General features: G+C 66.9%; 11 protein-coding genes. 9 read left to right on the plus strand and 2 right to left on the minus strand.

Annotated features, from left to right (window positions below):
* Positions 1-50: 50 nt before the first annotated feature.
* Together ubiB and ubiE are read right to left on the minus strand one after the other, a co-directional pair.
* Positions 51-1,607, minus strand: a complete 1,557-nt coding sequence (gene ubiB / locus AC1DE3_RS19070; RefSeq protein ID WP_476780207.1) for a 2-polyprenylphenol 6-hydroxylase — start codon at positions 1,605-1,607, stop codon at positions 51-53.
* A gap of 130 nt (positions 1,608-1,737) precedes the next feature.
* On the minus strand, positions 1,738-2,499 hold the full coding sequence (ubiE, locus tag AC1DE3_RS19075) for a bifunctional demethylmenaquinone methyltransferase/2-methoxy-6-polyprenyl-1,4-benzoquinol methylase UbiE (protein WP_441509856.1): 762 nt from the start codon (positions 2,497-2,499) through the stop codon (positions 1,738-1,740).
* Between the two features lie 114 nt (positions 2,500-2,613).
* On the opposite strand from ubiE, the gene mutM reads away from it, so the two are divergent.
* From mutM to AC1DE3_RS19120, 9 genes are all read left to right on the plus strand, one after another.
* A complete protein-coding gene (mutM, locus tag AC1DE3_RS19080) occupies positions 2,614-3,504 on the plus strand; it encodes a bifunctional DNA-formamidopyrimidine glycosylase/DNA-(apurinic or apyrimidinic site) lyase (RefSeq protein WP_476780028.1) in 891 nt (296 codons plus the stop codon).
* A gap of 206 nt (positions 3,505-3,710) precedes the next feature.
* Complete coding sequence (locus tag AC1DE3_RS19085) at positions 3,711-4,484, plus strand: enoyl-CoA hydratase (protein WP_476780029.1); 774 nt, start codon at positions 3,711-3,713, stop codon at positions 4,482-4,484.
* A gap of 135 nt (positions 4,485-4,619) precedes the next feature.
* Positions 4,620-5,621, plus strand: coding sequence for a threo-3-hydroxy-L-aspartate ammonia-lyase (locus AC1DE3_RS19090; protein WP_476852659.1), 1,002 nt, complete (start codon positions 4,620-4,622; stop codon positions 5,619-5,621).
* A gap of 179 nt (positions 5,622-5,800) precedes the next feature.
* Entirely contained in the window at positions 5,801-6,067 is a 267-nt protein-coding gene (gene rpsT, locus AC1DE3_RS19095; RefSeq protein WP_149131629.1) for a 30S ribosomal protein S20, read from the plus strand.
* Positions 6,068-6,847: 780 nt separating this feature from the next.
* Positions 6,848-8,371, plus strand: a complete 1,524-nt coding sequence (gene dnaA / locus AC1DE3_RS19100) for a chromosomal replication initiator protein DnaA (protein WP_441509860.1) — start codon at positions 6,848-6,850, stop codon at positions 8,369-8,371.
* A gap of 255 nt (positions 8,372-8,626) precedes the next feature.
* Complete coding sequence (dnaN, locus tag AC1DE3_RS19105) at positions 8,627-9,742, plus strand: DNA polymerase III subunit beta (RefSeq protein WP_476852660.1); 1,116 nt, start codon at positions 8,627-8,629, stop codon at positions 9,740-9,742.
* An 11-nt stretch (positions 9,743-9,753) separates the two neighbouring features.
* Positions 9,754-10,881 carry a DNA replication/repair protein RecF gene (recF, locus tag AC1DE3_RS19110; protein WP_476780031.1) on the plus strand — a complete coding sequence of 376 codons (1,128 nt, stop codon included), beginning with the start codon at positions 9,754-9,756 and terminating at the stop codon, positions 10,879-10,881.
* Positions 10,882-10,955: 74 nt separating this feature from the next.
* A complete protein-coding gene (locus AC1DE3_RS19115; RefSeq protein ID WP_476852661.1) occupies positions 10,956-11,579 on the plus strand; it encodes a LysE family translocator in 624 nt (207 codons plus the stop codon).
* A gap of 6 nt (positions 11,580-11,585) precedes the next feature.
* Positions 11,586-11,939: a hypothetical protein gene (locus AC1DE3_RS19120; RefSeq protein WP_476852662.1), complete on the plus strand. Its 354-nt coding sequence runs from the start codon at positions 11,586-11,588 to the stop codon at positions 11,937-11,939.
* The last annotated feature ends 27 nt before the right edge of the window (positions 11,940-11,966 follow it).

Raw genomic sequence — 11,966 nt, forward strand, 5'->3', positions numbered from 1 at the left:
TCTCGGGTCGAAGCAAGGCTTCGCCCGAGAATGACGATTCAGCGCCTGCCTCAGCCGAACACGCCGTAGGCGACCAGCGCCGCGATCACCCAGAGCGCGGCGGTGCCCCAGCGATTGCGCTGCGCCTCGGCACGCCCGATCGCCTCGACGCTCCGCTCGTCGAGCGCAAAGCCGTTGCGCGAGGCGTCCTCCAGTTGGCCGAGCACGCGCTCTGCACGAACGATCGTGTCCGGGAGCGCTGCAAGCGAACCGAGCAGCGAGCGGGCGCCGCGCCCGGCCTCCTCCAGCTTGCCGATCGGCCCGAGATGATGGGTGATCCAGCTGCGGACGACCGGATCGGCCGTGCCCCACATGTCCAAATGCGGATCCAGCGAGCGGGCGACACCCTCGACGACCACCATGGTCTTCTGCAGCATGACGAGCTCGGTGCGGGTCGCCATGTCGAACATGCCGGTGATCTCGAAGAGCAGGGTCAGCACCTTGGCCATCGAAATCTGGTCGGCGCGCTTGTCGTGGATCGGCTCGCCGACGGCGCGGATCGCCTGAGCGAAATCCTCGACATCGTGATGGGCCGGGACATAGCCCGCCTCGAAATGCACCTCCGCCACGCGGCGGTAATCGCGGGTGATGAAACCGAGCAGGATCTCGGCAAGGAAGCGCCGCTCCTTCAGCCCGAGCCTGCCCATGATGCCGCCATCGACTGCGACGAGCCGCCCTTCCGCATCGACGAAGAGGTTTCCGGGGTGCATGTCGGCATGGAAGAAGCCGTCGCGGATCGCGTGCTTCAGGAACGACTGGATGATCGTGCGCGCGAGTTCCGGCAGATCGTGGCCGGCAGCGCGCAGGCCCTCGATGTCGGAGAGCCTGATCGCCTCGATCCATTCGTCGACCAGCATCTCGCGGGCGGTGAGCTGCCAGTCCGGCTCCGGCACGCGAAAATCGGCGTCTTCCTTGGTATTTTCCGCGAATTCGGAGAGGGCGGCCGCTTCCAGCCGCAAATCCATTTCCATCGCGACCGAGCGCGCCAGCGTCTCGACGACCCCGGTGAAGCGCAGGCGCCGCGCCTCGGCCGAGCGGCGCTCGGCCTGCTCGGCGCCGAAGCGCATCGCGGCGAGGTCGCGGTTGAAGCGGTCGCGGATGCCCGGCCGCAGGATCTTGACCGCGACCTCTCGCCCGTCCTTCAGCCGGGCGCGATGGACCTGCGCGATCGAAGCGGCGGCGACCGGCTCGCTGAATTCCGGAAACAGCGTCTGCAACGGGACGCCGTGCGCGGCCTCGACGATGGCGCGCGCTTCCGCCATCGGGAAGGCCGGCATCCGGTCCTGCAGGGCAGACAAGTCCTCCGCGATCTTCATGCCGACGACATCAGGCCGCGTCGCCAGGAACTGCCCGAACTTGACATAGGACGGGCCGAGCCGTGTCAGGGCCGCAGCGAGCCGCGTCGCCGAGGAACCGGCGCCCCGCCGCTCGATCAGTCGGCCGAGGCGGATGAGACCACGTGCCAGGGGCGGCAGCACGGAAGGATCGACCAGGGAGAGCGCGCCCTCGCGCGCCAAGACGAAGCCGACGCGTGCGCCGCGCAGCATGTGGAAGAAGGAGGAGATCATGCGCGGCTCGCCCGCGGAGGGGTCCATGTCGTCATGGTCGGGCTTGTCCCGGCCATCCACGTCTTTCCTTCATTCGCGTCGCAAGACGTGGATGCTCGGCACAGGGCCGAGCATGACGGCAGCAGGATCATCACAGCTTCCAGCCGGAATGCAGCGCCACGACCCCGCCGGTCATGGGCGTGAACTTGGCCCGGCGGAAGCCGGCATCCTCGATCATCCCCGCGAAGGCCTGCGGCTTCGGGAATTTGCGGATCGATTCGACGAGATACTGATAGGGCTCGGCCTCGCCGGTGACCATGCGGCCCATCGGCGGAATGACCTTGAAGGAATAGGTCTCGTAGATCTTGTCGAGCAGGGGCACGTCGACATGGCTGAATTCGAGGCAAAGGAACCGGCCGCCGCGCTTCAGGACGCGATAGGCCTCGGCCAGCGCCTTGTCGATGCGCGGCACGTTGCGGATGCCGAAGGCGATCGTATAGCAGTCGAAATGGTTGTCCGGCAGGCCGAGCGCCTCGGCATTGCCCTGGACGAAGCGGACGCGATCATCCTCCGGAAAGCGCTTGTCGGCCCGCTCGCGCCCGACACGCAGCATATCGGCGTTGATGTCGAGCACGGTGACGTCGGTCTGCGGCCCGCCGGCCTCGAGCACCGCAAAGGCGACGTCGCCGGTGCCGCCGGCCACATCGAGGTGGTGGAAAGGCCGGTCCTTGGCCGGGTTGATCGCGGTCAGCAGCGCGCTCTTCCATGCGCGGTGCAAGCCGCCCGACATCAAATCGTTCATCAGGTCGTAGCGATTGGCGACCTTGTGGAAGACGTCGTCGACCTTGGCCTGCTTCTCGGCGAGCTTCACCGTCTCGAAGCCGAAATGAGTGGTGTCGGAGGCTGCTGTCACGTTTGGGCGGACCTTTTGCGGGCGGACCTTGTATTCGGCTGAGGCGATGAATAGCCAAAGGCGGCGGGCTTGTCGCGGCCCGTCTCGACGCAGGCTTTACGAAGGTCTCAACTCATGCCCGAGCTACCCGAGGTCGAAACCGTCCGGCGCGGGCTGGAGCCTGCCATGCTGGGCGAGCGCTTCGCGCGCGTCGAGCAGCGCCGGCCCGATCTGCGCTTTCCGTTGCCCGACCGGTTCTCCGAGCGGCTGACCGGCCGACGCATCGAGGCGTTGTCGCGCCGGGCAAAATATCTGATCGCCGATCTCGACGACGGCGAGGCGCTGGTCATGCATCTGGGCATGAGCGGGCGCTTCATCGTCGAGGCGCCCGGCACGCCCCCGACCGAGCCGGGCTCCTACTATAATGAAATCGGCCGGCACCTGATCCACGACCATGTCGTGTTCGAGATGGGGACGGGCGCGCGCATCACTTATAACGACGTGCGTCGCTTCGGCTTCATGGACCTCGTGCCACGTGCCGCGCTCGCAACGTCGAAGCATTTTTCGGGCATGGGCATCGAGCCGCTCGGCAACGAATTGTCCGGCGAAATGCTGGCCAAGCTCTTCGCCGGCAAGATCGCTCCGCTCAAGGCCGCGCTGCTCGACCAGCGGCTCGTCGCCGGTCTCGGCAATATCTATGTCTGCGAGGCGCTGTTCCGCGCCGGGCTTCATCCCGAGGCGGAAGCCGGGACGATCGCGACGCCGACCGGCCGCCCACGCGACAAGGCGCATGAACTCGCCCGCATCATCCGCGAGGTGCTGGAGGAGGCGGTGGCGGCCGGCGGCTCGACGCTCAGAGACTTCGCCCATGCGGACGGCTCGCTCGGCTATTTCCAGCATCGCTTCCGGGTCTATGACCGCGAGGGCGAGGCTTGCCTCACGCCGGGCTGCGGTCAGCCGGTGAAGCGGCTGGTGCAGTCGGGCCGCTCGACCTTCTATTGCGAGAGCTGCCAGCCACGACGGTGAGGACCTCGCGTCATTCTCGGGCTTGACCCGAGAATCTCAGGCCGGAAAGGCACGGGTGCCTCATTCTGCAGGAGATGCTCGGGTCAAGCCCGAGCATGACGAGCCCCTGATCCCGGGTGCGAATGCGCGGATGCGCGCAACGCGCATGGACTTGAGCCTTGCCGGCCCGCTAAAGCTGCGACGACAGCATCATCGGGGAGGCCGCCATGGCTTATGAGACCATTCTCGTCGAGACCAAGGGCAAGGTCGGGCAGATCACCCTCAACCGTCCGCAGGCGCTGAACGCGCTGAACGGCCAGCTCATCGGCGAGATCAACGCGGCGCTCGACGGCTTCGAAAAGGATGCCGGCATCGGCTGCATCATCATCACCGGCTCCGAGAAGGCCTTCGCCGCCGGGGCCGACATCAAGGAGATGCAGAGCCGGACCTTTCCCGGCACCTATCTCGACGACAAGTTCGCGGATTGGGACCGGATCGGCCAGCGCCGCAAGCCGATCGTCGCGGCGGTCGCCGGCTTCGCGCTCGGCGGCGGCTGCGAGCTCGCCATGATGTGCGACTTCATCATTGCGGCCGACAATGCGAAGTTCGGTCAGCCCGAAATCAATCTCGGTGTCATCCCCGGCGCCGGCGGAACCCAGCGCCTGACCAAGGCGGTCGGCAAGGCCAAGGCGATGGACCTCATCCTCACAGGCCGGATGATGAATGCCGAGGAAGCCGAGCGTTCCGGTCTCGTAGCCCGCATCGTGCCGCTCGCCGATCTGATGGCCGAGACGCTGAAGGCGGCCGAGACGATCGCGGCGAAGTCCCTGCCCTCCGTGCTGATGGCGAAGGAATCGGTCGAGCGTGCCTTCGAGGTGACGCTGCAGGAAGGCCTGCGCTTCGAGCGCCGCGTCTTCTCCTCGCTCTTCGCCACCGCCGACCAGAAGGAAGGCATGTCCGCCTTCGCCGAGAAGCGGAAGCCGGACTTCAAGAACGCCTGACGCCGCGCGTGCGGGCCGACGCCGCGCCGGCGCGCACGACCGATCACCTCCATGCATGGCCGGGGCGTCGATCTTTGACTTGAACCCGGCCCCGCCCTGCTGACACGATGCACCTTCATCAGCAGGACGAAACCCATGACCACCGCAGCCCGCATCGCCGCCCCCGAGGGCATCACGCTACCGACCTATGCCGATGTCGAGCTCGCCGCCGAGCGCCTGAAGGGCGTCGCGCATCATACCCCGGCGATGAGCTCGGCGACGGCCAACCGGCGCAGCGGGGCGAGCCTCGTCTTCAAGCCCGAGAACCTGCAGCGCATGGGCGCCTTCAAGTTCCGCGGCGGCTACAACGCCATTTCCGCGCTCTCCCCCGAGCGGAAGAAGGCGGGCGTGCTCACCTTCTCCTCAGGCAACCACGCCCAGGCCATCGCCTATGCCGGCAAGCTGCTCGGCGTACCCACCACCATAATCATGCCGGAAGACGCACCGAAGGCGAAGGTCGAGGCGACCCAGGGCTATGGCGGCGAGGTCGTTCGCTACGACCGCTACACCCAGGACCGGCTGGAGATCGGCAACCGCATCGCCACCGAGCGCGGGCTGACGCTGATCCCGCCCTATGACCATGCCGACGTCATCGCCGGCCAGGGCACCGCGACCAAGGAGCTGATCGAGGATGCCGGGCCGTTCGACATCCTGATCGTGCCGCTCGGCGGCGGCGGGCTTCTCGCCGGGGCTGCCCTGGCGGCCAAGGCGCTCAATCCCAATTGCCGCATCTTCGGGGTCGAGCCCGAGGCCGGCAATGACGGCCAGCAGTCGCTGCGCTCCGGCAAGATCGTCACGATCGGCGTGCCGAAGACCATAGCCGACGGCGCGCAGACCGCATTCCTGGGCGATCGCACTTTCCCGATCATCCAGGCGCTGGTCGAGGACATCGTCACCGTCAGCGACGCCGAGCTCATCGAGGCCATGCGCTTCTTCGCCGAGCGGATGAAGCTCGTGGTCGAGCCGACCGGCTGTCTCGCCGCAGCCGCGGCGCTGACCGGCAAGGTTCCGGTCGAAGGCCAGCGCGTCGGCGTCATCATCAGCGGCGGCAACGTCGATCTGGCGAGCTTCGCCCGCTTCATCGCGCCCTCCGCGTGAGGATAGCGCGGCGAAAGCGATTCCGGCGTTGACGGCGGTGTCGCAAGCGACTATAGCCCCACCACTCGCGGCGGCCCGCGCAAGCTCGGCCGCCGCTCACGTTTTTCCAGCAAGGAAGCGGCCAGGCCCGCCGGCAATAATGCCAGGCGCCCAACCGCGATGAGAACGAGGACGTTTCGATGGCCAATACGACGTCGGCCAAGAAGGCTACGCGCAAGATCGCCCGCCGCACCGAGGTCAACAAGACCCGCCGTTCGCGGATGCGCACCTTCCTGCGCAAGGTCGAGGAGGCGATCGCCTCGGGCGACAAGTCTGCCGCAGCCGAGGCCCTGAAGGCTGCTCAGCCCGAGATCATGCGCGCTGCGCAGAAGGGCGTGGTTCACAAGAACACCGCCTCGCGCAAGGTTTCCCGCCTTGCTCACCGCATCGGCGCGCTGGCTTCCTGAGCGTAAAAATCCGTCTGTTTCGACGGCGAAAAGCCCGGCCTTGCGGCCGGGCTTTTTCGTTGGCTAAAGCCTCTCCTGTTGCGACTCGGCCACATGCGTCGACGGAACAGAAAAACCTCGCCCGCAAGCCATTTCCGCAGGCTTTCCACGGGTTTGCGGACTTGACTCTCAGGCGCGCTTCAGAGCGAAAAATCGGCCTCCGCAACAGACTCCGCCGCTCACAAAAAGACCTGTATTATCATCACCTTAGTGGGCAAAGGATTTTGGCGAGTAGAATCGCGGCGACTCTGCGGCGGGCTTTTCGAGACCAGCGAAAAAAAGATTCGCGGCGTGCAGGGGAGCCGGGCATCAAGAAAATCTTAAGTTCCCCAACCAATTGCAGGGCGCAGCCTCGCTTTGGCGGAGCCACCTCGCAGGCCAAGTCTTCGAAGCCGGCTGAAAGGGATGTTGCAGCCCGTCGAGAGCGCCTTGTAAGGTCCCTTCATCGCCCGGCGGACAGCAATGACCGCCAGGCGTTTTCCAGAGATGATAAGCGTTTTGGCTCGCGACCATGGAGGTTGGAGGATGTAGCTCCTTTGTCTTTTAGTGTTGAGATAAAGGGCGGCATCGTCCCTCGACGAGCCTTCCAAGCGTAATCGACAGAGCATGGATCGGAACCTGCGGGCGATAAAGCGCCCGACAGGACGGGATCCTTTTTTAACCGGACAACAGTGCCAGGAACGCGGCCGCCCTGTGGCCGCCGCTCCGAAGGCGCGTGCATTTCAAAGAATGGGGCCATTGATGTTCGAGCGACAGGAACTCGGTGATACGGTCGATACAGCGTCTGTGGTGGTGATCGCGGCTGACGAGGCCGCCGGGGTTCAGCTGGACGAGGTTTCGGTTCAGGACGCCTGGGAACGCGTTCGGCGGCGCCTGCGCGCCGAGCTTGGCGAAGACGTCTTCTCCAGCTGGTTCGGCCGGCTCGAGCTCGCCGGCATTGTCGAGGGCGTGGCCTATCTCACGGTCCCGACCCGCTTCCTGAAGAGCTGGCTCGAGGCGCATTATGCTGAGCGCCTGCGGGTGAACTGCATGGCGGAGCTGCCGGCGCCGGGGGGCGTGCTGCTCTCGGTTCGCACGGTCTCGCGCGAAACCACGGTCGTCGCACCACGCGTCGACGCCGCCCTGCGCGCCCGGCCTGCCACGACGCCCTCCCCCGTCGCGGCCGAAGCCGCCCGGCCGGCTGCCGCTGGCGGCGCTCAACCCTGCGAATCCGATCTCGTCGATGCCTGCGGCACTGCGCTCGACAAGCGCATGAGCTTCCAGAGCTTCGTCGTCGGCAAGTCGAACCAGCTCGCCTTCGCGGCGGCCGAACGCATCGCCGGCGCACCGGCGGGCCAGAGCCCCTATAACCCGCTCTATCTCCATGCCGGCGTCGGCCTCGGCAAGACGCATCTGCTGCAGGCTGTGGCGCAGGAAGCGCGCCGCCAGGGCAAGCGCGTCGCCTACTTCACCGCAGACCGCTTCATGTATGGCTTCGTCGCGGCGCTGAAGTCGCAGACCGCGCTCGCCTTCAAGGAGAAGCTGCGCGGCATCGACCTGCTCATCGTCGACGACGTGCAGTTCATCCAGGGCAAGTCGATCCAGCAGGAGTTCGGCCACACGATCAACGCACTGCTCGATGCCGGCAAGCAGATCGTCGTCGCCGGCGATCGCCTCGCCGGTGAACTGGAAGCGCTCGATGAGCGCATCCGCTCGCGGCTTGGCGGCGGCCTCGTCGTCGAGGTCGGCGAGCTCGACGAGGCCCTGCGCGTCAAGATTCTGGCGACCCGCATGGACGCGCTGCAGGGCGCCCATCCGAACTTCCAAGTCAGCCCGGATGTGATCGCCTATGTCGCTCGCGTCGTCACGACCAACGGCCGTGATCTCGACGGCGCCGCCAACCGCCTGCTCGCCCACGCGACGCTGTCGGGCCAACTCGTAACGCTGGAAACGGCAGAGTCCGCAATCCGCGATCTCGTTCGGACGCGCGAGCCGCGCCGGGTCAAGATCGAGGACATCCAGAAGCTCGTCGCGACGCGCTACAATGTCAGCCGCGCCGACATCCTCTCGGAGCGCCGCACCGCGGCAGTGGTCAAGCCGCGCCAGATCGCGATGTATCTGTCGAAGGCGCTGACGCCGCGCTCGCTGCCCGAGATCGGCCGCCGCTTCGGCGGACGCGATCACACCACGGTGCTGCACGCCGTGCGCAAGATCGAGAAGGCGATCAGCGAGGACCGCTCGCTGCATGACGAGGTCGATCTCCTGAAGCGCATGCTGCAGGAGTGAGCCCGGCGCGGACAGATCGCCCTGCGTCCCTCCGGGCGTGAAGCGGTCTATCCCTTTGTCGAAGTGTCGACTTCGCCCGAAAGGTGGGCTCCACTTTTCGGGCCGATACGCGGGCACGCGCCCGTTGCCGCCAAAGGTTGTGGCTGCCGGAGCGCACAGGTCTTGCGCGCCCGCCCCGCGTCCTGCAATGTCGCTGGCCATTCATCGGCCCGGGCAGCCATGCCCGGGCGGCTAGCGCCAGAAGACTAGACAATCATGAAGGTCACGGTCGAACGTTCCACGCTGCTCAAGTCGCTTGGCCACGTGCATCGCGTGGTGGAGCGCCGCAACACGATCCCGATCCTGTCGAACCTGCTGCTGAGCGCCTCCGAGAACGGCCTGCGGCTCAAGGCGACCGATCTCGACATCGAGGTGGTGGAGACGATTCCGGCCGACGCAGCCGAGCCCGGTGCCACGACGGTTCCCGCCCATACCCTCTACGACATCGTCCGCAAGCTGCCCGACGGCGCGCAGGTCTCGCTCGAGACGACCGGCGATAGCGGCCTTGTGCTGCGCTCGGGCCGCTCGCGCTTCCAGCTGCAGACACTGCCGGAGAGCGATTTCCCGGACATCACCGCAGGCGAGATGGCGCATCGCTTCGTGCTGCCGGCCGGCGAGCTGAAGCGGCTGATCGACAAGACACAGTTCGCGATCTCGACCGAGGAGACGCGCTACTACCTCAACGGCATCTATCTCCACACCATCGACGTCGATGGCCGCCCGGTGCTGCGCGCCGTGGCGACGGACGGACACCGGCTCGCCCGCGTCGACATCGCGGCGCCGCGGGGCTCGGTCGGCATGCCCGGCGTGATCGTGCCGCGCAAGGCCGTGGCCGAGATCCAGAAGCTGCTGGAAGACGGCGAGAGCGAAGTCGCGGTCGAGCTTTCCGGCTCGAAGATCCGCGTCGCGACCGCCAGCGTGGTGCTGACCTCGAAACTGATCGACGGCACCTTCCCCGATTATCAGCGCGTCATCCCGAGTGGGAACGACAAGCGGCTGACGGTAGACAGAGGCGATTTCGCCGCTTCCGTCGACCGCGTCTCGACCATCTCGTCGGAGCGTGGCCGTGCCGTGAAGCTCTCCATGGCTGACGGGCGCATGACGCTCTCCGTCACCAATCCGGATTCCGGCTCGGCGACCGAGGAGATCGAGGTCGATTATGAAGCCAGCCCGCTCGATATCGGCTTCAACGCCCGCTACCTCATGGACATCGCCGCCCAGCTCGACGGCGACACCGCCCTGCTCAAGCTCGCCGATCCGGGGTCGCCGACCGTGATCCAGGATCGCGAAGGCGCTTCCGCGCTCTATGTGCTGATGCCGATGCGCGTCTGAACGAGCGGCCCATGGCCGCCGTCGCGCGCCTGATCCTGCAGGACTTCCGTTCCTACGAGGCCCTCGATCTTCCGGTCGGGGGCCAAATCGTTGCGCTGATCGGCGAGAACGGAGCCGGCAAGACCAATATCCTCGAAGCGCTCTCGCTGTTCACACCGGGACGGGGCCTGCGCCGTACCGAGCTTTCAGTCATGGCGCGGCAAGGTGGCGACGGTTCCTTCGCCGCCTCGATCACGCTCGCCGAGGATGCTGGTCGGCTCGGCATCGGCCTCGGCCCCCTCGACGCGGAGGGGCGCCGGCCGCGTCTCGCCCGCATCGACGGTGCCGCGGTCGGCTCGGCGCTCGCCTTCAGCGACTATCTGCGCGTGGTCTGGCTCACGCCCGATCTCGACGGCTTGTTCCGGGGCTCCGCCGGCGACCGCCGCCGCTTCCTCGACCGTTTGGTGCTGGCGATCGACCCGGGCCACGCCACCCGCTCGAATGCGCTGGAACGGGCGCTGCGCTCGCGCAACCGCATCCTCGAGGAAAGCCCTGGACAGGCCCAATGGCTCGACGCGATCGAACGCGAGGTCGCCGAACTCGGCGTCGCCGTCGCGGCTGCGCGCGCCGAGACAGTGGCGCGTTTGTCCGCGATCATAGCCGAGACCCGCGATGAAGCCTCGCCCTTCCCCTATGCCGATATCACGCTTTCGGGCGAGATCGACGAACTCGTGGCCCGCCTGCCGGCCATCGATGCGGAGGACGCCTATCGCGACCTGCTGCGCCAGGGCCGCCATCGCGACCGGGCAGCCGGGCGCACGCTCGCAGGCCCGCAGGCCTCCGATCTCGATGTCCGCCACGGACCGAAGGACATCCCGGCCGGACAGGGCTCGACCGGCGAGCAGAAGGCGCTGCTGATCGGGCTGGTGCTGGCCCATGCCCGGCTCGTCGCGGCGATGAACGGCATCGCCCCGCTGGTCCTGCTCGACGAAATCGCCGCGCATCTCGACCCGCGCCGGCGCGCGGCGCTTTACGAGGGCCTCACCGGGCTGGGCTGCCAGGTCTGGATGACCGGCGCCGACGCCGCCCTGTTCGGCGACCTGCCGGCCGGCGCGCAGCGTTTCGCGATCACGCCGGGCCGGGCCGACCCGCTGGATTGATCGATCGGACCACGTCTTGCGATGGGACGGGGCGGAGCGTCGCTGTTAGCATCTCGATAAATCGGGAGACGCCCATGGAACTCGCCAGCCTCGCCCTGTTCGCGGGCGTCTATTTCCTCGCCGTCGCCTCGCCCGGGCCGGCGATTGCGGCTCTCGTCGCACGCTCCCTCTCCACCGGCTTTCGGCGATCCCTGCCCTTCCTCGCCGGCATCGTCGCAGGCGACCTCGTCTGGTTCACGCTCTCGGCGCTCGGCCTCAGCGTCCTCATGCAGAGCTTCCACGGCGTCTTCGTCGCGATCAAATATGCCGGCTGTGCCTATCTCATCTATCTCATCTATCTCGCCTTCAAAGCCTGGACGGCTCCGGCCGAGCCGCCCAAACCTTCCCCCGCCGCGCGCGGCGAGGGCATCCGCCTGTTCCTGGGCGGCATCGCGCTGACGCTCGGCAATCCCAAGGTCATGATCTTCTTCCTGTCGATCCTGCCATTGGTCATCGATCTCAACGCGCTGACCCCGCTCGCCTATCTGGAAGTCATGGCGCTGATCGCGCCGATCCTCGGTGGGACGATGCTGGCCTATGCCTATGCGGCCGATCGGGCACGGCGCCTCGTCGCCAGCCCGCGCGCCATGCGCTGGATCAACCGGACGACCGGCGGCGTGATGGCTGGCGCCGCAGCAGCCATCGCGACGCGAAGCTGAGCCGTCGTGCTGCTGGCCGCCGGCCTGCTCGATCTCGGCTTCGCCCTGTTCCACGCCGCCTTCTGGCGATTGTTCGGCTGGCCGGAGAAGCTCGAGCGCTCCGGCAGCCTGAACACCGCGATCACCCAGACGCTCAACGTCATGCTGGGTTTCATCTTCCTCGCCTATGGGGCGGCGCTGCTCTGGCAGTCGGAGCAAGCGAGCGCCCAGCCGCTGCTACCCTTGGCCGGTGCCGGCTTCTGGAGCCTGAGGCTCGTCCTGCAATTCATCTGGTTCGATCTACGGCCCTGGCCGTCGAGGCTGATCGCCGCGATCTTCGCATTGACCGCACTCGTTCATCTGTTGGCGGCGCGCGGCTAGGCGGGCGAAAGACTGGCCAAGCGCGTC

The sequence above is a fragment of the Allobosea sp. 10L417 genome (assembly GCF_056395485.1).